Raw genomic sequence first — 20,499 nt, forward strand, 5'->3', positions numbered from 1 at the left:
AATATTGTTCATCCACGAAGAGTAGATATTATGGCTATTGATATGTTTCTGAAGGTCGAGGGTGTTACGGGCGAATCTAAAGATTCTAACCACACCGGCTGGACTGATATTACCTCCTTCTCCTGGGGCGCTTCCCAGCCAGGTAATATGAGCGTTGGCGGTGGCGGCGGTGCCGGTAAAGTAAACTTTAACGATCTGCACGTTAATGCTCTGATCGACAAATCCACCACTGCAATCCTGAAACACTGCGCCAGCGGTAAACACCTGACCAAAGTTGAACTGTCCGTCTGTAAAGCCGGTGGTCAGCAGGTGGAATATACCCGCATCACGCTGGAAGATGTGCTCGTGACTTCTGTTCAGTACACCGGTGCAGACAACGGCGATACCGTTGGTGTGACCTACGCGTTCCAGGCTGCGAAAGTGAAACAGCAGTACTGGGAGCAGACCACTGCCGGTGGTAAAGGTGCTGAAAGCAGCGCTGGCTGGAACATCAAAGAAAACAAAGAAGCGTAATTGCGCATGTGGCCGGGGAGTTTTCCCCGGCCATTATGATTGGTTCACTATTCGGCGTGTTTTTGCGATGGAAAGAGCGTTAACGGTTATACCCATTGTATTATCATGTAGCGCCTGCATATCCCACCCTGTTCAGTTTCAAAGTTTAACTGTTAAGGTGGAAAAAAATGTACCCTGTTTTGGGATTTCGAATGACATGAGGCTAAGTGAGCCTGTGTTAGTTTACGAACCTTCTATATCTCGACGTGTAGGTAACAAATGGGAAATTGCTTTCTCTCCAGGAACATTTCCTTCCACCCACATTTTAAACTCTGAAGAGTGTCTTCGCTGGGATAAAGTGGACTGGCAGTCAGGGGAATATGATGTGGTATTGAAGGCGAGAACTCATAATACGGAACTTCGCTATGCGGCTCGCTTTATTCTCAGTGTAAATGCCAGAGGTGAGTTATCGCTAGCCAAAACAGAGTAGGAGAGTTTTTAAACGTTGCCGTTTTTTAAGAAAACATCAACGTTTGGATGCTGGTTCACCTCCATTTTTATTTGAATGCGAGTGCTTATTTGTGAAAATCAATGGGAATGAATATGGCTAGTCAATCATTAGTTAATCCGGGATATTGTATTGTTCAGCAACCCGGAACCCTGGATTTCCAGGCAAGGCTTTTATTCAATAATCCAAATAGTGATGCTGCACGTTATTTCATGCAGGTTAATAGTGATGCGCAGTGGTCAAAGCCTGGGCAGATGTTGATTCTAGATGTGCCGGGAAGTAATAATTCTGTGCAACTTAAGCAATTACAGCTTGCTAAAAAGAAAGTCAATGGTGCTCTGGCCGATCTTAACTCTGGAGAAGCGAATTTCTTTAACCAACATTTTAGTACTATAGCTGCAGTCACTAATTTTATGGATAAGTCCCTTGGTGTCGTTGCTGATGCAGGCGAAAAATATTTTAGTGAAATAGAAAAAAAACTTAAATCCATTGAGTTGGCTTACCAGAATCAGTACAGAGCACAAGGGACATTGATAAGCCAACAGTTTTTTGTTGAGCGTCAGAGCCTCTTTTCTGAGTTGGATGGTTTATTAAACAAATTGTCTCGTCTGACCTTAAAGATGAAACCTTATAACGAATTGAAGCATGCATTAGGCTTGTCAAGCAGATCCATTGTACATGAATGGAGTACAGCCGGAGTCGCTTCTATTCGTGGTTATTCAACATATATCGATAATGCCTCTAAGGCCGCTCGTTTTCTTAAAGCGGGAGGGTGGCTTGCAATAGGTTTTGCAGGTGCAAATACCACTAATGAAGTTTACAATGCCTGCACCGCGGGACGAGAGCAGAGTTGCTCTAAAGTTGCTGTGAAAAAATACAGCAGCTTTGGTGCAAGCCTGGCAGGGGGTATTTACGGTGGTAAATACGGAGCCATGGCAGGTGCTGGTGTATGCGTTGCGCTTGGTGTTGCGACGGGGGGCGTAGGACTGCTCGCCTGCTCCATTGTCGGGGCAGCTGCAGGTGGATACGTTGGTGGTGAGATAGCGGGCGGAGCGACTGAGTATATGATGGATAAAATATGGTGAATATAGAGAATTTACTATTATTTCTTATCGTGGTTTTATTGTTGATTGTTATAATTATGGATCTGCTCAGTTCTCGTTATTTCAAAAAACACGAGGCTGATTATAATCAGTTACTTTCAGACTATCGGCGCAAAGGATATGATCTGGATCTTGTAACCGACTATGCTTCTTTTTTTGGTTCGCTGGCTAATTATCAAAAAATAATCTGGTTCGTTCGCCTTTATAAAGGCATTGAAATGAAATTTACGCGTGAAAGGCTTGTTCAGGAAGAAGCTTATAAATATGTGCAGTCGTTACCTGAAGAAAGAATTGGCTGGATACTAAAGTTACATCGTCGTTATAAGCTACAGGCATTAATATTCACTCTATGGCTAATTGTTGGATTATATTTTATCACCTTCATTAAATAGTTTTGATATTCAATTTCTCAAACGCCGCCGTTCTCACCCCCGAGAGCGGCAGCGTTTGAGCGCTAATCATACCAGCAGGAATACGCCATGCGATTCACGATTATTTCTACGAAACCCGGTCATCAGCCGCCGCAGAGCAGCTGTGATTTTTATGCCCCGGGCGGCACCATTGGGCGCGGTACGGATAACAATCTGGTGTTGCCGGACAATGACCGCACCATCTCGCGCCTGCAGGCCATTGTTCACGTTGACGCCAATGGTGAATGTCGCGTCACTAACCGTGGCAGCGTCACCCGCGTGGTATTAAATGATATTCCGCTGGAGCGGGGGCGTCAGGTTGAACTGCAGGATGGCGACATTCTCGGTATTGATGACTACCGTATCGAAGTGGCCGAACTTATCCACGACACGCAGCCGGTGAGCCGCATGGCCGCCAGCATGCAGCAGCAGGCGCATCCGACAGCCGCGCCAGCGCCAGCATCGCAACCGAAGCCTGCGAACCCTGCGCCACGCGGTAAAGCGGAACCGACTGCCGTGCCGTCGGAAATCTGGGATAGCCTGATGCAGGAGTTTTCTATCTCCGACAGCATCTCCAGCAACCGTGCAAAACCGCAGTCAGCGGCTTCGCAGGATCCGTTCTCTCAGCCTGCGGCGCCGGAGCGTAATGCTGAAGATCCGCTGGCGATGTTCAACGACAGCGATCCCACGCTTGAGCGTAAGAATGTCGACCCGGACACGCTGTTCGGCGAAGAAACGCTGTTCAAAAAAGAGAGCATTTTCGACGACGTGACGCCTTCCACACTGGTGCCACCTGTTGAGACTCAACCCGCCCCTAAAGAAGAGGCGGTAGATGAACTCGATCCGCTGGCGCTATTTGGTGGCAAGGCCAGCGCGCCGGCTGCACGCAATGATGACCCGCTCGGGCTGATGGGCGGGGCGCCGTTAACCCATCCGGATGACATCACTGACGAAAAGCCAGCGCCTGAGCCTGAGCAGGAGGAAGACGTCCTTGCCGGTTCCCCGCTTTTTGCCCCTGAGCCGCAGGAAACGCCGCGTGCAGAAGAGGAGCCGGTGAGACCAGATTACGCAGGTTTCACGATGCCTACGCCGCAGGCCGTTGCGCGCAGCAGCGCTCAGACCCCTAGGGGCCGACTGCGTATCGATCCGGTTAATAACGCTGCCTCGCCATCGGCTACCGCGAACACTGGAGAGAAGGGCGATGTGTTGCAGGGGGAACTGCTGCAGGCACTGCTGGAAGGGATGGGGCTGAGCGAAATGCAGCCTGTCCCGCAGTTTGACCGGGAAAATATGCGTCAGCTGGGGCAGATCCTCGGCATGTTCTCTCAGGGCACCGTGGCGCTGCTCTCCTCGCGCTCTATTCTTAAACGCGGCGTAAAAGCCGATATGACCATGGTGCTGGACGATGCCAACAACCCGTTCAAGCTGTTGCCGACCGGGAAAACGGTTCTGATCCAGATGTTCGGCACCCCGATGCCGGGCTTTATGCCGCCAACGAAATCCGTGCGCGATGCCTTGATCGATCTGCAGGCGCACCAGCTGGGCATGATCTCCGGCATCCGCGCTATTATTGCCGCGATGCTGCAGTCCTTCAATCCCGAACAGCTGGAAGAGCAGGCGAAGCAAAACGGCATGACCTCGCGTCTGGCGCTGCCGGGCAGCCGTAAAGCCGCCCTGTGGGACTATTTTGTTCGCAGCTATGGCGAGACGGCGGGCGAGATTGAGGATGACTTCCACACCCTGTTCGGCGAAGCCTTCCTTCATGCGTATGACATGGAGGTGAATCAGTACAAAGACTCACAGAGCGGATCGGAAGACAAATGAATATCGCAACGGCTTCTCTCTCCCGCCAGGGGACGCGCGCCAGCAACCAGGATCAGACGGGAGAAACCATAGGGGAACGTTCAGCCTGCTTTGTCGTCTGTGACGGCATCGCTGGCCTGCCGGGCGGTGAGGTGGCCGCTGAACTGGCCCGCAACAGTATTATTTCCCGCTTCGATGGCGACAAACACCTTAACGCGCAGCATATCCGTGATTATGTGCAGACCGCGAATCGCACCATTCTCAGCGAACAGCAGGCCGTTCAGGATTATCGCCGGATGGGCACGACGCTGGTCAGCCTGTTTATTGACCGTGATTATGGCCTGGCCTACTGGGCGCATGCCGGAGACAGCCGTCTGTATCTGTTTCGCCGGGGATGGCTGTGGCATGTCACCACCGACCACAGCCTGGTGCAGCAGATGAAAGATGCCGGGCACCAGACCGACAACCTGAACAGTAATCTGCTCTATCTGGCGCTGGGGATTGAAAACGGTGGGCCGGAAGCGAGCTACAGCGATGTCGTGCAGGTCGAAGACGGCGATGCATTCCTGCTCTGCACCGACGGGTTCTGGCACGGCGTCAGCGAAGAGCAAATGAAGCAATCGCTGCATATGGTCAATACGCCCCAGGAATGGCTGACCTTAATGAACCAAATCATTCAAAAGAATGGCGAGCAGGAGGGAAATGCGCAGGATAACTACACCGCCCTGGCGGTATGGATGGGCAACCCTCAGGACACCACTTTGCTGCATACCCTCTCTGATGCAGCACAATTTCTTCCCTGCGGAACTGATTAGACACACAAGGAACGATATGAAACTTTGGCTATCGGGTTTGGCACTTCTGGCGGTGACCTCCACCGCGCAGGCTGAGAATTTCCGCATCGTGCAGTCTCCTGCGCAGAAGCTGGATATCTGGATCGACAACATCAAAGACAACACCCCGCAAAGCTGGTGTAAGCCGGAGGTGGCACTGCGCATCGTGGCGAACGGCAAGAAGGATGTCTCTGTGCTGGAAAACTTCGTGCCACGTCTTGGGTCACTGCTGGAACACCAGTGCAGCAAAGTGAACACGCTCAGCTGGACGCTCAACGATCCGGCGGGAACGACGCTGGCGCAAGGAACCGCCGCCAAAGCGCAGGAGTGGGCGCTGGTGGTGAAACAGCAGCAGGCGACGCCAGCCGTGACGACGACCACTGCCAGCGGCGCGTTAATGCCGCCGGATCAAAACGTTGCAACCCATACGGTTGCTGCTGACCGCACGCCGTGGCAGGAGTTTACCCTCCAGGACGGCTGTCACCTGCGCACCTTCTGGGAAGGCGGCGCGTCCGCACCGGCGCTCTTTATTCCGGATTCTGATACCACCCGCTGCGGCAATGGCAGCTGGCTCAGCGGTCACACCGTGATCTCCCAGTCCCGCAACGGCGGGCAAAAAGAGATGGCTGTGACGTACATTCATGGCTTCCCGGTCATGGGGCTGAATCAAAACGCTGACCCGGAAAACGCGCTGATCACCTCCGTCAACAAAGAGCGCATGGTGTTCAGCACCCCAAACAGCGACCAGAGCTGGATGATCCTGCCTTACGATAACGCGCTCAACGGCTGGAAAAGTAACGGCACGGTGGCAGTAGAGATTTCCCGTGAAACCGCCAGCGATGATGCAAAGCTGCAGGCGCGTATTGCGGCGGTGAAGAAAACCTGGAGCGCCTGGGTCGCACCCGGCACCTCACTGAATATCGTTCTGATTGACACCCTGCGCCCTCAGCTGCGCGATCCGGCCGTGGGCGCATGGCGCGCGGCGAATTAAGGAATGGTTATGAATACGCTCTATCAACAGCTGGCGGGTGAAACGCTCAATGACGCGCTGGCGCGTCTGGAAGCCGGGATCAAAGCCCGTCCGGCAGATGCCGACCTTCGCGCCGCGTTCGTGCAGTTTTTAACCCTCAGCGGCAACTGGACCCGGGCGCTGACCCAGCTGAAAAGCTGGCTGGCGCTGAAGCCTCAGGCGAAGCCGACCGTCACACTGCTGGAGCAGGCCATTCAGGGTGAGCTGCAGCGTGCGCAGGTGATGGCGGGCCAGGCGCGTCCAGCCATGCCTGAATCTCAGTGGCCGTGGCTGACCACGCTTGCCGCCGCGCTTAACGAAGAGGGCGAGCGTGCCCAGGCGTTGCGTCTGGAAGCCCTTGAACAGGCGCAGGCAACGGCGGGACACATCATCCTTGAAAACGAGGAGACGCAGGCGTTTGACTGGCTGATGGACGGTGATGCCCGTCTTGGTCCGGTGTGCGAAACCCTTGTTAACGGACGCTATTTCTGGCTGCCGTTTAACGCTATTGCGGAGATCCGTTTCCAGGCGCCCGCCAGCGTGACCGATCTGGTCTGGCGTCATGCGCTGGTCCGTCTTACCGACGGTACCGAGCAGGTGTGCCAGATCCCGGCGCGCTATCCTTTTGCGGCTGATGCCCCGGATGCGGTCAAACTGGGGCGCACTACCGAGTGGCATCCGCTTGATGAGAGCGGAACGCTGTATGAAGGGCTGGGTCAAAAAGCCTGGCTGAGCGAGCAAAGCGAAAGCCCGCTGCTGTCGTTAAGCCTCGTGACGTTTGCGACGGACGGAGCCGATGAGTAATCCCGCTGGCGAAGGCGATCTGCTGCGCAGCGGCTGGCAGGCCCGCAGCAAGCAGGATAAGGTGGGGGCGCGCGACAAAATGCAGCCCTCGCTGCTGGATCGCCTTACGGATAACGACCCGGAAAAAAAGCGTGAGCCAGCCAACAGTAATCTGATCACCCACGCTGCGCTGCGTCGCAATGTCCTGCGGGATTTGCAGTGGCTGTTTAATACCATCAACCATGATGCCTCCGGCGATCTGAGCGCCTTGCCGCAGGTGAGCCGCTCGGTGATCAACTTCGGCGTCGCGCCGCTCGCAGGTAAGCGAATGTCAGATATCGAATGGCACGATATTCAGCGCAAGCTCACCGAGGCCATCATCAATTTTGAACCGCGCATTTTGCCGCAGGGATTGCAGGTGCGCTGCGTGTCGGATACCTCCTCGCTGGATCTGCACAACGTGCTCTCCATTGAGATAAAAGGGCGTTTATGGTGTGTTCCGTACCCGCTGGAGTTTCTGTTTCGCACCGATGTCGATCTGGAAAACGGCCATTTTGAACTGAAAGATGCGGGGTAATCATGGAAAGTAAACTGCTCGAATACTACAACCGTGAGCTGGCCTACCTGCGTGAAATGGGGGCCGAGTTTGCCGAGCGCTACCCAAAAGTCGCCGGACGACTGGGCATGCGCGGCATTGAAGTGGCGGACCCGTACACGGAACGCCTGATGGAAGGTTTCGCTTTTCTGACCTCCCGCGTGCAGATGAAAATGGATGCCGAGTTTCCGCGTTTCTCCCAGCGTCTGCTGGAGATGATCGCGCCGAATTACCTCGCGCCAACCCCATCAATGGCGATTGCGCAAATCGAGCCCGACAGCAGCCGGGGCGACCTGAGCAATGGCTTTATTGTGCCGCGCGGCACCATGATGGACAGCCTGGCGCTGAAAAAGACCGGCGTAACCTGCAGCTATACTACGGCGCACGAGGTTAATCTGCTGCCGCTGAAAATTGACAACGTGGAGCTGGGCGGCGTGCCTGCTGACCTGCCGCTGGCACAGCTGGGGTTAAGCCAGCGGGGGATCAACAGCGCGTTGCGGATCCGCATTGCCTGCGACGGCCCGCAAAACCTCGGCCATCTGAATTTCGACCAGCTGACGTTTTTCCTCAGCGGCCCGGACATTGAAGCGCTGAAGCTGCTGGAGCTGGTGATGGAACATCACGCCGGGATCGTCTGCCAGACGGTCAGCCCGCAACCTCAGCGACAGCTGCTGGCGTCGGATGCCCTGTGTCAGGAGGGCTTTGCCGCGGATCAGGCACTGCTCCCGGACGATCTGCGCAACTTTGACGGTTATCGTCTGCTGCAGGAGTATTTCGCGTTCCCAGCCCGTTTCCGCTTCATCAGCCTGAGCGGCCTGAGCACGCTGCTCCAGCGCTGTGAAGGCGAAAAAGCCTTCGATATCTTCATCCTGCTGGATAAATCAGATGAACAGCTGGAGCGCGTGGTGGATGCCAGCCATCTGGCGCTGCACTGCACGCCAGTCATCAACCTGTTCCCGAAGGTGGCGGCGCGTCAAAAGCTGAATGAAGGCCAGCACGAATACCATCTGGTGGTCGATAACATCCGCCCGCTGGATTATGAAATTTACGCGGTGAATAAAATCTTCGGCAGCGCGGACGGTCAGCGTGACGACCAGACGTTTCGTCCTTTCTGGAGCACCTGGAGCGGGGATGCGGGCAACTACGGAGCCTATTTTTCCCTGCGCCGGGAACAGCGCGTGCTCTCTGAGCATGCCCAGCGCTACGGCACCCGTACCGGCTATATCGGTTCAGAGGTGTTTGTTTCGCTGGTGGATGAACAGCACGCCCCGTGGCAGGAAAACCTGCGCTACATCTCTGCCGAGGTGCTCTGCACCAGCCGCGACCTGCCGCTGATGCTACAGCAGGAGCTTGGGCAGTTCATCATGGCCGACTCCATGCCGGTGAAATCGTTGACCCTGCGTAAAGGCCCGACGCCACCGCGTCCGGCGCTGGCAGAAGGGTTCAGCACCTGGCGGCTTATCAGCCAGCTGCAGATGAACTACCTCAGCCTGATGGACAGCGAGAATGAAGAGGGGGCTGCCGCGCTTCGTCAGCTGTTAGGGCTGTATGCCAACCTGGCCGAAACGGCCGTGGCGCGTCAGGTGGAGGGGGTTCGCCACTGCGTGCTGGAGCCGGTTCACCGCCGCGTGCCTGAACCCGGTCCGGTCGTTTTCGCCCGCGGAATCGGCATTACCCTGACCGTAGACGAGCGGGCGTTTTCCGGTGCCAGCCCGTGGCTTTTCGGCAGCGTGCTGGAACGCCTGTTTGCCCGACTGGTATCCATCAACAGTTTTACTGAGTTCACCCTGAAGAGTCAGCAGCGCGGCGAGATCGGCTACTGGGCACCGAGAATGGGTAAAAGGGCGCTGGTATGAGTGACGCTGCCACTGCACCGCTGCGCGTGCATCGCCTGACGAAGCTGCCGGAGACGTTCTGGCACGGGGTCCGTCAAACGCCCTGGCGCTACGATCTGTTTCAGCTGTTAAGGCGTATTGATGCCCAGGGCGGCGAGCGCTACCCGCTGGGACGCGCGCCGCTGCCGAAATTTGAGCCGCTGCGCATCGGCCAGCAGCCGTCGATGAGCTTTGCGCCGTCGACGCTGGCCGAGGTTAGCCTGCGGGAAGAGAGCGGGCTGCATGAGGTGTCTATCCTCAGCTTCGGGCTGTTTGGTCCGAACGGCCCGCTGCCGGTTCACATGACCGAATATGCCCGCGAGCGTATTCATCATCATCAGGACACCAGCCTGAGCGCGTTTGTCGATCTGTTTCATCATCGTCTGACGCTGCTGTTTTACCGCGCCTGGGCGGATGCGCAGCCTGCCGTCTCCCTTGATCGCGCTGACAACAAACGCTTTGAGGGCTACCTGGCCTCGCTGATTGGCATGGGACAACCGGGGCAGATGAATAAAGGCAGCCTGAGCGCCCATGCCCGCTTTACCCACGCCGGGCATCTGACCCGTCACGGTCGGGATCCGGAGGGGCTGGAGAAGATCCTGCGCAACTATTTTAACGCCCCGGTCAGGCTGGTAAGCAACGTGCCGCAGTGGATGCCGCTCTCCACGCATGAGCAGGCACAGCTGGGGGAAGGTCGCCGTATGCCGCGCATGGGGGAATCCGCCTTTCTTGGCGTCGCCGTCCGCGACGTACAGCATAAGTTTCGTATTGAAATCGGCCCGCTGAGCGCTGAAGAGTACAACCGGTTTTTACCTGGCGAAGCGTGGGTCACCGAACTGCGCGACTGGGTGCGCCAGTACATTGGGGTGGAGTTTGAATGGGAAACGCGGGTGATCCTGCATGAAAGCGCGGTGCAGGGTACCTCCCTCGGCAGCAATGGGCAATTAGGCTACAACACCTGGCTGGGCCTTCAGCCGCAGCCTGTCCCGCGTGGCGATCTGGTCTATCGCGCAGAGCGGTAATCCTTCCGTATACCGAATCATTGTTAATGGAAACTAACATGTCAGAAATTAGCCGTGCCGTGCTCTTCGGCAAACTGGATACGCTGTTATTTACCTCGCTGGAAAGCGCGACTGCCTTCTGCAAGCTGCGCGGTAACCCCTATGTTGAGCTGGTGCACTGGCTGCATCAACTGATGCAACAGCAGGATGGCGATTTGCAGCAGGTCATCCGCCACTTTGCCCTCGATGAACAGCAACTGACGCGCGATATCGTGGCCGCGCTGGATGCGCTGCCGCGCGGCGCGAGTTCCGTTTCCGATCTCTCCGAACATATCGACAGCGCCGTAGAGCGCGCCTGGGTCTATGGCTCGCTGAAGTTTGGCGTCAGCCGCATACGTGGCGGCCATTTGCTGATCGGCCTGCTCAAAACCTGGAACCTGGCAAACGTGCTGAAAAGCATTTCGGCGCAGTTCACCCGTCTTAACGTCGAGGTGCTGATCGAGCAGTTCGATACGGTTTGCGCCAACAGCAAAGAGACGCAGCAGGCTGCGGCCACCGTCGAGGCGCCAGCGGGTGCGGTACCGGCAGCGCAGGGTACGCTGGCTCAGTACGGCCAGGATCTCACCGCCCGCGCCCGCGAAGGGAAGATTGACCCGGTCGTCGGGCGTGATGAAGAGATCCGCCAGATGGTCGATATCCTGATGCGTCGCCGCCAGAACAACCCGCTGCTGACCGGTGAGGCCGGGGTCGGGAAAACGGCGGTGGTGGAAGGGCTGGCGCTGCGTATCGCCGATGGCGACGTGCCGGAGCCGCTGCAAAATATTCAGCTGTGGCTGCTGGATATCGGCATGCTGCAGGCTGGCGCAGGCATGAAGGGCGAGTTTGAAGCCCGTCTGCAGGCGTTGATCAACGAGGTTCAGTCCAGCGCCACGCCGATTATTCTGTTTATCGATGAGATCCACACCCTGATTGGCGCAGGCGGCCAGCAGGGGACCGGCGATGCGGCGAACTTGCTGAAGCCCGCTCTGGCGCGCGGACAGTTGCGTACCATCGGCGCCACCACCTGGGCGGAATACAAAAAATACATCGAGAAAGATCCGGCGTTGACCCGTCGTTTCCAGACGGTGCAGGTTCACGAGCCGGACGAAACGAAAGCCATTCTGATGCTGCGCAGTACCGTATCGCCGCTGGAGACCCACCACCAGGTGCTGCTGCTCGACGAAGCGGTCAGCGCGGCGGTGAAGCTGTCGCATCGCTATATCCCGGCGCGTCAGCTGCCGGATAAAGCCGTTGCGCTGCTCGACACCGCCTGTGCCCGCGTGGCGGTCAGCCAGAGCGCGCCACCGGCGCAACTGGAAGATTGCCTGCGCCATCTTGCCGCGCTGGACGTGGAGATTGAGATAGCCGAACGCGAAGCGCGCGTTGGTGCAGGCGTTTATGAGCGCGTAACGGCGTTAATCACAGAACGTGATGCGTATGAAAGCAAACGTGAAGCCCTGACCCAGCGCTGGGAAGAGGAGCGCAGTCTGGTGCAGGAGATTATCCGCCTGCGCGCCGCGCTGTTTGCCGCGGGCGAGGAGGAGTCCGCCGGGCTGCACAGCCAGCTGGCGGAACAGCAGCTGGCGCTGAAAACGTTGCAGGGCGATGAGCCGCTGCTGTTTGCGGCGGTAGATGAAAACGTGGTTGCCGCAGTGGTTTCCGACTGGACCGGGATCCCGCTGGGGCGGATGGTGAAAAACGAGATCGACGCGGTGCTGAATCTCGCCGACACGCTGAACCAGCGCGTTATCGGCCAGCGTCACGGTCTGGATCTCATTGCCCGTCGCGTGAAAACCTCGCGGGCAAAACTCGACGATCCCAACAAACCGGTGGGCGTCTTTATGCTTTGCGGTCCATCCGGCGTCGGTAAAACGGAAACCGCGCTGGCGCTGGCGGAATCGCTGTACGGCGGCGAGCAGAACGTTATCACTATCAACATGAGTGAGTTCCAGGAAGCGCACACCGTTTCCACCTTAAAAGGTGCGCCGCCGGGCTACGTCGGGTATGGTGAAGGCGGTGTCTTAACCGAGGCCGTGCGCCGCCGTCCGTATAGCGTCGTGCTGCTGGATGAAATTGAAAAAGCGCACCCGGACGTCCATGAAATCTTCTTCCAGGTCTTTGACAAAGGCTGGATGGAGGACGGTGAGGGACGCCACATCGATTTCCGCAACACCATTATTATTCTGACGTCCAACGTTGGCACTGACCTGATCAGCGCTATGTGTGCCGATCCGGAACTGATGCCGGAACCGGACGCCTTAAGCGGCGCGCTGCGCCAGCCGCTGCTGGAGGTGTTTCCGCCTGCGCTGCTGGGCCGCCTGCTGGTGGTGCCGTATTACCCGCTCAGCGACGCGATGCTGGGGCAGATTGTTCGCCTGCAGCTCAAGCGCATTCAGCGTCGTCTGGAAGAGAATCACAATATCATTTCTGAGTTTGACGACAGCGTGGTGGAACAGATTGTTCAGCGCTGTACCGAGGTGGAGTCTGGTGGCCGCATGGTAGATGCTATTTTGACCAACACCCTGCTGCCTCAGATGAGCCAGATCTTACTTACCGCCAGCCGCAGCGACGAGCAGTACCGACGTCTGCATGTCACCTGCGAGCAGGGCGAGTTTCACTGTCAGTTTGCCGCGTAATAATCATCAAGAGAACTGTAAAAGATGACGGATAATGATAACAATCGGACTGTCCCAAACGCGCTCCCGGTCGGGTACCGCTTCAACGAGTTTGAAATCAAAGAGGTGATCGGCGGCGGCGGTTTTGGCATCGTTTATCGCGCGTGGGATCACCAGCTCGAACGCACTATCGCTATCAAAGAATTTATGCCTTCCTCGCTCGCCGTGCGCGGCGACGACATGACCCTGGTGCTGCGCAGCGAGCGCTTTGGCAAAGCGTTTTCCGCAGGCCTGAACAGCTTCATTCAGGAAGCCCGTCTGCTGGCGCGCTTTAACCACCCGAACCTGCTGCATGTCCTGCGTTTCTGGGTGCAAAACGACACGGCCTACATGGGAACGCTGTTTTACAGCGGCACCACGCTTTCGCGCCTGCGCGAAGAAAAACCGGAGCTGATCAACGAGGCCTGGATCCGCCGCACGCTGCCGATGCTGTTTGGCGCCATCAAGACCATCCACGACGAAGGCTATCTGCACCGTGATATCTCGCTGGATAACATCCAGATCCAGGATAACGGCCTGCCGGTACTGCTTGATTTCGGCTCCGCGCGCCGCACCATCGGTAACCTTTCTGACGAAACGGAAACCATGCTGCGACCGGGTTTTGCACCGATTGAGCAGTACACCGACGACAACGAAAGCGAGCAGGGACCGTGGACGGATATTTACGCCCTCGGCGCCGTGCTGCGTACCCTGATCGTGGGTTCTCCGCCGCCGGTGAGCGTGGTGCGTTCTATTCAGGATACCTGCAAGCCGCTGGTGGAAATTATGCCGCAGGGCTATTCCATCCCGCTGCTGCAGGCCATCGACCGCGCGCTGGCGCTGCACATGGAAGACCGTCCGCAGTCTATCGACGAATTCGCCGCGCTGATCGAGATGCCGGTTGCGGGCATAAACGATGTGCTGACGGCGAAAAAACCGGGCACCATGCTGGTACCGGTGGAAGAGGAAAAGCCGGCTTCAGCACTCGACTGGCGTCGTTACAAAATCCCGGGCATGGTTGCCGCAGGCGTGCTGGTGGGTGTGGTCGCCGGAGCGATGCTGTTCAGCGGTGGCAAGGATGCGCCAGAGCAGGCTGCGCAGGCACCCGCAGAGACGCGTCCGACGGAAACCGCCGCGAACGCGCCAGACGTGAAGCCAGAAACGGCGAAGGTGAGCGAGCAGGCGACGGCGCAACAAACGCCACCGCCTGTCGAAAGCCCTGTTGCGCTGGTCTATATCCGTATCCAGGACGGTGAAACGCTGAAAGTGAACGGCGAGCCAAAAGCGCTGCGTCCGGCGACCAACGGCTATGCATCGCTCAAGCTGCCCGCCGGTGAGGTGAAGATTGAACTGCAGGGCAACGGGAAAACGCGCAGCCAGACGCTGGATATTGCCAAGCCGGGCACCTGGCTGGTGAATCCGTAGGAATTTAAACAGGAGATACTATGGAAGTGTACGATCTTCGAAGCCAAAGGCTTCGTCCAAAGGAATTCGAAAAGATTGTCTCTCCTGTCTATGCACGGAGCGACGTAGGGCGTGAGTTTGTTGTGGTGCGAGGCGTTTCAAATCCATTTCACAGCATTGATGGTTTAACGTTACGACATCGCTTCGAATTTAATCCTAATGCCGTTTTTGATCCCCTCTATGCGCAAAATCTTAATAAAATACAGCGGTTAATTGATTCAGGGGAGGTGGTCTTAATAGATCACCGTCAACGGACAAAAGCCCTATATCCCTTTTTCATCTCTGAGTCAGGGGAGTTGTTTTGTGTTGATGAGACGATCTACAACTCAGCTTTTGTGAATTACGTCCTCGAACGTTACCGAAATAATGTCGCTCTATTTGGAAAACCAGCCCCAACGCGTGATTCATTCGTTCCCTCTACCAATAATTACGGGCCGGGTTACTGGAAAACTGTTGAAGATGATTATCATGGCACAAAAAATGTTGTGATTATGGCGATTAATCGACTGACGAGCATGGGGGATGAGGGACGAGTATTTGGATCGGACGGTAAAGATTACATGAATACGTCGCGCGATAAAATTCAGCGCTGGACAGCGCTACCCGGAGATCTGGATGGAGAATCGCGCGTGTTTATATCTAAGAAATCGGTCATCAGACGATACGGAGAACAACGATCCATTTATCAGAAATACCTTGAGAGTGATGATGCCTGGGCAGTAAGTGGTAAATCATGGCAATGGATACCTGGAGTCAGAGAAGAGGATTATGAATTTAAAAAGTAAATTATGGTATTTCTGGGGAAGCATGGATGTACTGGCTCTTTTGCTTTATTCTGTAAACTCACTTCGTCAGGACAGGATCCCCTTGATTTCAGATTTAATCGCGTTCACAGGAACCTCAGATGTAGTTTCAGGAGGCGGTTACAACTTTATCGTAACACTCTTTTTTATATTTGATTTGCTCTTGTTACTTTCACTTTTTATTTCGGCCTGGTTGTTTTTTAAGAGAAAAGACGTTGCGATTAAATTTGCCCTTGCTCAGGAAGTTTTCCGTCTAATTTCGTTCAGATGTTCGGTTTCTTTTTTCCCACTTTTGGTAAGTGTGTTTGGTATTACAAGTGTCTGGGTAAATTTAGGATTGTTCGTTATCTCGGAACTGCTAAAAATATATTCTCTTGTTTACTTAATGGGCAAAAGAAAAAGAAATCATTCACTTTGATATATAAATGACGCTGATGCGTAGATGCGAACCTCTTTTCTAAATCGCATAAGCTAGATGGAATAAAAATTATGCTCAACCGAATTACCGTTCAGCTCCCGGTGGAGGGGCTTCTGTTCTGGAAACTGACGGGGCGCGAGGCGATGTCCGAGTCGTTCGCGCTGACGCTGACCGTGCTCGGCACGGACGCGCGCATTGACCGCAGCAAACTGCTGGGCCAGCCGGTCACGGTGACCATTCCGACGCAGAACCTGCTGACGTCCCGCTATGTTAACGGAAAAATTACCCGCGTGGCGGTGAGCGCCGTTGAGCTGACGGGCACTCGCTATGCGGTGTACCAGCTGACGGTGGAGCCGGACCTGTGGCCGATGAAGCGCGACCGTAACCTGCGTATTTTCCAGGGCCAGACGGTGCCGCAGATTGTGAAAACCCTGCTGGCTGAACATCAGGTCAACGTGGAGGATAAACTTACCGGCAGCTACCGGGTGTGGGACTACTGCGTGCAGTATCAGGAGTCGAGCCTGGACTTCATCAGCCGCCTGATGGAGCTGGAAGGGATTGCCTATCACTTCAGCCACGAGGCCGACAAGCACACCCTGGTGCTCACCGACGCCGCCACCCAGCATCAGCCGTTCAGCGGCTATGAGGTCATTCCTTACCACCAGACGCCGTCCGGCGGCAGTACGGATGAAGAGGGCATCAGCCAGTGGGCGCTGGAGGACAGCGTGACGCCGGGGATTTACAGCCTCGACGACTATGACTTCCGCAAGCCGAACGCGTGGCTGTTCCAGGCCCAGCAGAACCCGGCGTCGCCGAAGCCGGGCAGCATTGACGTCTACGACTGGCCGGGACGCTTTGTGGAGACCGGGCATGCGGAGTTTTACGCCCGCATTCGCCAGGAGCGCTGGCAGGTTGAGCACCAGCAGATTCAGGCCACCGCCACGGCGGCGGGGATTGCGCCGGGCCACACCTTCACCCTGACCAACGCGCCGTTCTTCAGCGATAACGGCGAGTATCTGGTGACGGCGGCGGGCTACCACTTCGAAGAGAACCGTTACGCCAGCGGCGAAGGTGAAACTGTTCACAGGACCGATTTCACGGTCATCCCGGCGTCGGTCTCTTATCGCCCGGCGCAGAGCACGGCGTGGCCGCGCACCTACGGCCCGCAGACGGCGAAGGTGGTGGGCCCGAACGGCGAGAGTATCTGGACCGACAAATACGGTCGCGTGAAGGTGAAGTTCCACTGGGACCGTCTGGCGAAGGGGGATGACACCAGCTCCTGCTGGGTGCGCGTGTCGAGCGCGTGGGCGGGCCAGGGCTACGGCGGGGTGCAAATCCCGCGCGTCGGCGACGAGGTGGTGGTGGACTTTATCAACGGCGACCCGGACCGTCCGATTATTACCGGGCGCGTGTACAACGACGCGAGCATGCCGCCGTGGGCGCTGCCGGCGGCGGCGACGCAGATGGGCTTTATGAGCCGCACGAAGGACGGCTCCGTGGACAATGCCAACGCCCTGCGCTTTGAGGATAAAGCAGGTGCAGAGCAGGTGTGGATCCAGGCCGAGCGCAACATGGACACCAGCGTTAAAAACGATGAAACGCACAGCGTCGGTGGCGAGCGCAGCCATTACGTTAAGAAAAATGAACTGCATCGTGTGGAAGCTAACCAGACGCAGGCCGTCAAAGGTGGGACTGAGATCCTGACCGGCAAAGGCAAGCTGGATGCGGCGGTGGAGCAGTACGTCATTGCTTCCGGGACGAAGCTGCGGCTGGTCTCAGGGGAAAGCGCCATTGAGCTGAATGCTAACGGCAAGATTAACCTGATCGGTAAAGAGTTTAACTTCTTCGTGGAAGGGGATGGTTATATCACCACGGGCGGTAAGCTGCACCTGAATACCTCGGGAACCAAGCCGGGCACTACGGCACCGGGATCGGGGCATAAAGGGGATATTGATGCGGCTGTGCAGGCGAAATTTACGCCAAAAGATGAGTAAGGCCGGTGCGGTGCTTATCGCATTATTAACTACGGGAATGGCTGAAGGAGGCGCTCAGAAACAGGATCTTTGGAAGTTCATTTCCGGGATGAGCGCATCACTCAGATCATTATCCGTTACAAGCCTAAGCAATGCGCCGTTGTCATTTAAGATCACCAGACAAAATGAATATATCAATTTCTACAATGCTGACGATTTCAAACTGGATGATGGAGCGAGCATTACCGAAATTGGTTTACGTTTAAGCAAAGATAACGGCGACATGGCGCCTTTACTGAATTTTTCACCGTCAGGTCAATGCATAACGCTTGATACCGTTAAAATGCACTTTCCGCAACTGGTGCTCACTGACTATCCGCAAGGCCGCTCTGAGAATGAAGTGACCAGTTATACCGCGCCAAAAGACACTAATGGACAAAAGGTGAGCTTCAGTTTCACCGTGAAAAAACCTGACTGTCTGGATTCTGTCGTCATAAGCGCCGAATAAGAAACACAGTTCCCATGTCCTGACGGGGTTTCCAGTGGTGAGAAGCGCAATAAATATTCATTGAATGACAATTAACGTGAAAAAAAACACTCCGGTATTTCTTTTTTCTGCCCTGATGTTTACCTGTCTGAGCAGCAATGTGGTTTTGGCTCAGGTGATGCCTTCCGTTCTGACAAAACGGGATTTTTCTGTGCAGATTAAAGACAAGCCTGTCGCATTGGGCGACAGATGGACTCCTGATATTGCCCGTAAAATTGACGTGCCGTTGGAAGGCCATTTTGTCGGTGAAGTTCCTTTTGACGGAACAAACTATAAATTCTACCAGCATCAAAAGGCTGGGTTAGAAATATTCAGTTCCAATCTCTGGTGGGATAAAGCAGAAAGAAGCGTTGACGATTATATCGTGTCCCAGATTACGCTGACTGCCTCAGATATTTTAACGCCGCGTGGCGTTCATGTGGGTTCAACAATCAGAGAGCTGAACAATGCGTACGGCGATGGTCAGTTCGAAAATGATTCCGGGGAGAAGTGGATTTCCTATGAATTGGGTAAGAAATTGCTCTCTTTTAAGGTTATAGACAGTCAGGTTGTGAAAATAACCATGAATTACGAAAATGGTACTTCAGAGTGATTTATGACCAAAAAATATTTGGCAGTCGCATTGTTCACCGCTTTATTGACAGGCGTCGTTGAAACGTCATCGGCGCTTGAATTATCGCAATACAATAAGCTTGATACGGTGAGCAGCATCGTTAACGACAGCGAAGTGACAGACAGTCTCAGGAAGACGCTAGGAAAGCATTACCAAACCTTTATTGATAACTTTGATGTCTTTGGTGAACCGCATACCACCACAGGTGGCGGATTGTTTGTTGAAGGCTGGCTAAAGGATCTCTACCTGGAGAATGCGTCAGCGCTGGTCATCAATCCTGACGGCAAAATCTTTGCGGCCTGGGTGGTTCCGGAGTCGGACGTTATTCATTACCAGTCTTCAGATAATAGACCGGTTATTCATGCCGATATTCAGCAATGGGCTGCCAGATTCAATACGCTGCAGTTTGCATCGAACAGCCAATCAGGACTCGCCTTTGACGGGGTATGGGCAGGCGAGTTCGAGAGCGACTCGACGTTAACCCTGCAGTTAGCTCGGTCAGGCAACCGTATCACCGGCTCTTATTGCTATATCTCCCGGAAAGGAAACCGCATTGATTGCCCCGAGGATGATGAGCGTAATCTTAGCGGTACGATTGCTGGCAATCGTGCCACTGTTGAGATCAATTCATCGTTTGGCGGTGTAGGTGGGCGGGCTGCTCTGGAAGTAAAGGGGAATGAAATGGAATGGCGTTTAGTAACGCCTCCTCAACATGGCAATGATTATGCTCCGCTGCGTTATACATTACATAAAGCCGATTCGGATCATCACGCTGAATCCAGAAAACTGGAAACCGAAAAATTCGCTATTTCTTTGATAAACAAGTGCGGCCATTTCGAGAGCGAATGTGCCCAGATGGTTTATCTCGGCGTGCGCAAAAGCGATAACAGCACGATCTCCTTAAGGGGAAAAACGTTGCGCGACTCCGCAGGTAAAATAATCGGCTCAACGTACAAGAATGGCGAAATCGTTTATACCGTGACGTATGCACCCGCGAAACTGGTTGTCAGCAAAGGCAGCCAGGTTTTAGTCGAACAGTCAGGTCAATGGCGTAAATAATAAAACAGCCAGCCCAAAGGGCCAGCATGGATTGGCCTTCTTGTTTCTCACAATATTAACCATCCCGAGTTCACTTATGAAATACACCCTCCAGGAAGGTTCGTTTTCCCTTTATCCTGCTGCCTGGCAGGATAACAGTATGAATATTATTCGCGATGACGAAAGCGGATTATCCGTGGTGGTCAGCCGCGGCGTCATTCCGGACGGCAGTGACTACGAACAAGAGTTTCACCGCCAGTGGGATGTGCTGCGTCCTCAGATGGGCGAAATTGCTCAGAGCGAATTCCGGAATGTAAAAGCCGGCCCTGACGGAAAAATTAATGGGCTGGAAGTTGAGACCACCTTCGACAGTAACGGGCAACGCCTGTGGCAAAAACAGCTGGCCGTACAGACGCCGGGCAAACCGGTATTGATGATTTTTACCCTCTCGGCACTCAGAGCGTTCACCGAAGAGGACGAGGGGCGCTGGAGCGCGCTTAAGCAAAGTCTGACGCTAAACGACAACCGGAATGTGTAAG

Annotated in this window: 19 protein-coding genes; all 19 read left to right on the plus strand. The window is 55.1% G+C overall.

Features of this window, described 5'->3' with window-relative positions:
* The first annotated feature begins 30 nt into the window (after window positions 1–30).
* The 19 genes from O1723_RS09080 to O1723_RS09170 all read left to right on the plus strand — a co-directional run bounded on the left by O1723_RS09080 (window position 31) and on the right by O1723_RS09170 (window position 20,498).
* A complete protein-coding gene (locus O1723_RS09080) occupies window positions 31–513 on the plus strand; it encodes an Hcp family type VI secretion system effector (RefSeq protein WP_014884229.1) in 483 nt (160 codons plus the stop codon).
* Window positions 514–1,095: 582 nt separating this feature from the next.
* Window positions 1,096–2,085, plus strand: a complete 990-nt coding sequence (locus O1723_RS09085; RefSeq protein WP_023338416.1) for a hypothetical protein — start codon at window positions 1,096–1,098, stop codon at window positions 2,083–2,085.
* Window positions 2,079–2,495, plus strand: a complete 417-nt coding sequence (locus O1723_RS09090; RefSeq protein ID WP_014884228.1) for a hypothetical protein — start codon at window positions 2,079–2,081, stop codon at window positions 2,493–2,495. The genes O1723_RS09085 and O1723_RS09090 overlap by 7 nt, the downstream gene beginning before the upstream one ends.
* Window positions 2,496–2,582: 87 nt before the next feature.
* Window positions 2,583–4,337: a type VI secretion system-associated FHA domain protein TagH gene (tagH, locus tag O1723_RS09095; RefSeq protein WP_479983871.1), complete on the plus strand. Its 1,755-nt coding sequence runs from the start codon at window positions 2,583–2,585 to the stop codon at window positions 4,335–4,337.
* Window positions 4,334–5,131: a PP2C family protein-serine/threonine phosphatase gene (locus tag O1723_RS09100; RefSeq protein WP_014884226.1), complete on the plus strand. Its 798-nt coding sequence runs from the start codon at window positions 4,334–4,336 to the stop codon at window positions 5,129–5,131. The genes tagH and O1723_RS09100 overlap by 4 nt, the downstream gene beginning before the upstream one ends.
* 16 nt (window positions 5,132–5,147) lie before the next feature.
* Window positions 5,148–6,140 carry a hypothetical protein gene (locus tag O1723_RS09105; protein ID WP_014884225.1) on the plus strand — a complete coding sequence of 331 codons (993 nt, stop codon included), beginning with the start codon at window positions 5,148–5,150 and terminating at the stop codon, window positions 6,138–6,140.
* A gap of 9 nt (window positions 6,141–6,149) precedes the next feature.
* Entirely contained in the window at window positions 6,150–6,962 is an 813-nt protein-coding gene (locus O1723_RS09110; RefSeq protein WP_014884224.1) for a type VI secretion system accessory protein TagJ, read from the plus strand.
* Window positions 6,955–7,518, plus strand: a complete 564-nt coding sequence (gene tssE / locus O1723_RS09115; protein ID WP_014884223.1) for a type VI secretion system baseplate subunit TssE — start codon at window positions 6,955–6,957, stop codon at window positions 7,516–7,518. The genes O1723_RS09110 and tssE overlap by 8 nt, the downstream gene beginning before the upstream one ends.
* 2 nt (window positions 7,519–7,520) lie before the next feature.
* Window positions 7,521–9,392, plus strand: a complete 1,872-nt coding sequence (gene tssF, locus O1723_RS09120; RefSeq protein WP_014884222.1) for a type VI secretion system baseplate subunit TssF — start codon at window positions 7,521–7,523, stop codon at window positions 9,390–9,392.
* Window positions 9,389–10,432 carry a type VI secretion system baseplate subunit TssG gene (gene tssG, locus O1723_RS09125; RefSeq protein ID WP_014884221.1) on the plus strand — a complete coding sequence of 348 codons (1,044 nt, stop codon included), beginning with the start codon at window positions 9,389–9,391 and terminating at the stop codon, window positions 10,430–10,432. The genes tssF and tssG overlap by 4 nt, the downstream gene beginning before the upstream one ends.
* A 38-nt stretch (window positions 10,433–10,470) precedes the next feature.
* Window positions 10,471–13,086 (plus strand): type VI secretion system ATPase TssH, encoded by a 2,616-nt coding sequence (gene tssH / locus O1723_RS09130; RefSeq protein WP_014884220.1) that lies wholly within the window; start codon window positions 10,471–10,473, stop codon window positions 13,084–13,086.
* Window positions 13,087–13,110: 24 nt separating this feature from the next.
* Window positions 13,111–14,529, plus strand: coding sequence for a serine/threonine protein kinase (locus O1723_RS09135; RefSeq protein WP_014884219.1), 1,419 nt, complete (start codon window positions 13,111–13,113; stop codon window positions 14,527–14,529).
* A 20-nt stretch (window positions 14,530–14,549) separates the two neighbouring features.
* Window positions 14,550–15,353: a DUF8093 domain-containing protein gene (locus tag O1723_RS09140; RefSeq protein ID WP_014884218.1), complete on the plus strand. Its 804-nt coding sequence runs from the start codon at window positions 14,550–14,552 to the stop codon at window positions 15,351–15,353.
* Window positions 15,337–15,789: a hypothetical protein gene (locus O1723_RS09145; RefSeq protein ID WP_014884217.1), complete on the plus strand. Its 453-nt coding sequence runs from the start codon at window positions 15,337–15,339 to the stop codon at window positions 15,787–15,789. The genes O1723_RS09140 and O1723_RS09145 overlap by 17 nt, the downstream gene beginning before the upstream one ends.
* 71 nt (window positions 15,790–15,860) lie before the next feature.
* Entirely contained in the window at window positions 15,861–17,783 is a 1,923-nt protein-coding gene (locus tag O1723_RS09150) for a type VI secretion system Vgr family protein (protein ID WP_023337403.1), read from the plus strand.
* The gene (locus O1723_RS09155) at window positions 17,776–18,270 is read left to right on the plus strand and encodes a hypothetical protein (protein WP_226862208.1); all 495 of its coding nucleotides are present in this window, start codon (window positions 17,776–17,778) and stop codon (window positions 18,268–18,270) included. Before O1723_RS09150 ends, O1723_RS09155 begins: the two co-directional genes overlap by 8 nt.
* A gap of 76 nt (window positions 18,271–18,346) precedes the next feature.
* Window positions 18,347–18,901 carry a hypothetical protein gene (locus O1723_RS09160; protein WP_325824662.1) on the plus strand — a complete coding sequence of 185 codons (555 nt, stop codon included), beginning with the start codon at window positions 18,347–18,349 and terminating at the stop codon, window positions 18,899–18,901.
* Between the two features lie 3 nt (window positions 18,902–18,904).
* On the plus strand, window positions 18,905–19,981 hold the full coding sequence (locus O1723_RS09165; protein ID WP_014884213.1) for a hypothetical protein: 1,077 nt from the start codon (window positions 18,905–18,907) through the stop codon (window positions 19,979–19,981).
* A 76-nt stretch (window positions 19,982–20,057) separates the two neighbouring features.
* Window positions 20,058–20,498 (plus strand): DcrB-related protein, encoded by a 441-nt coding sequence (locus tag O1723_RS09170; RefSeq protein ID WP_014884212.1) that lies wholly within the window; start codon window positions 20,058–20,060, stop codon window positions 20,496–20,498.
* Window position 20,499 lies beyond the last annotated feature (1 nt).

This window comes from Enterobacter cloacae complex sp. HYC080_NIDB (assembly GCF_056673325.1).

Excerpts from the sequence above, each read along its gene's own strand:
- O1723_RS09080 (WP_014884229.1), top strand. The coding sequence starts at position 31 with ATGGCTATTGATATGTTTCTGAAGGTCGAGGGTGTTACGGGCGAATCT.
- O1723_RS09085 (WP_023338416.1), top strand. The coding sequence starts at position 1,096 with ATGGCTAGTCAATCATTAGTTAATCCGGGATATTGTATTGTTCAGCAA.
- O1723_RS09090 (WP_014884228.1), top strand. The coding sequence starts at position 2,079 with ATGGTGAATATAGAGAATTTACTATTATTTCTTATCGTGGTTTTATTG.
- tagH (WP_479983871.1), top strand. The coding sequence starts at position 2,583 with ATGCGATTCACGATTATTTCTACGAAACCCGGTCATCAGCCGCCGCAG.
- O1723_RS09100 (WP_014884226.1), top strand. The coding sequence starts at position 4,334 with ATGAATATCGCAACGGCTTCTCTCTCCCGCCAGGGGACGCGCGCCAGC.
- O1723_RS09105 (WP_014884225.1), top strand. The coding sequence starts at position 5,148 with ATGAAACTTTGGCTATCGGGTTTGGCACTTCTGGCGGTGACCTCCACC.
- O1723_RS09110 (WP_014884224.1), top strand. The coding sequence starts at position 6,150 with ATGAATACGCTCTATCAACAGCTGGCGGGTGAAACGCTCAATGACGCG.
- tssE (WP_014884223.1), top strand. The coding sequence starts at position 6,955 with ATGAGTAATCCCGCTGGCGAAGGCGATCTGCTGCGCAGCGGCTGGCAG.
- tssF (WP_014884222.1), top strand. The coding sequence starts at position 7,521 with ATGGAAAGTAAACTGCTCGAATACTACAACCGTGAGCTGGCCTACCTG.
- tssG (WP_014884221.1), top strand. The coding sequence starts at position 9,389 with ATGAGTGACGCTGCCACTGCACCGCTGCGCGTGCATCGCCTGACGAAG.
- tssH (WP_014884220.1), top strand. The coding sequence starts at position 10,471 with ATGTCAGAAATTAGCCGTGCCGTGCTCTTCGGCAAACTGGATACGCTG.
- O1723_RS09135 (WP_014884219.1), top strand. The coding sequence starts at position 13,111 with ATGACGGATAATGATAACAATCGGACTGTCCCAAACGCGCTCCCGGTC.
- O1723_RS09140 (WP_014884218.1), top strand. The coding sequence starts at position 14,550 with ATGGAAGTGTACGATCTTCGAAGCCAAAGGCTTCGTCCAAAGGAATTC.
- O1723_RS09145 (WP_014884217.1), top strand. The coding sequence starts at position 15,337 with ATGAATTTAAAAAGTAAATTATGGTATTTCTGGGGAAGCATGGATGTA.
- O1723_RS09150 (WP_023337403.1), top strand. The coding sequence starts at position 15,861 with ATGCTCAACCGAATTACCGTTCAGCTCCCGGTGGAGGGGCTTCTGTTC.
- O1723_RS09155 (WP_226862208.1), top strand. The coding sequence starts at position 17,776 with ATGAGTAAGGCCGGTGCGGTGCTTATCGCATTATTAACTACGGGAATG.
- O1723_RS09165 (WP_014884213.1), top strand. The coding sequence starts at position 18,905 with ATGACCAAAAAATATTTGGCAGTCGCATTGTTCACCGCTTTATTGACA.
- O1723_RS09170 (WP_014884212.1), top strand. The coding sequence starts at position 20,058 with ATGAAATACACCCTCCAGGAAGGTTCGTTTTCCCTTTATCCTGCTGCC.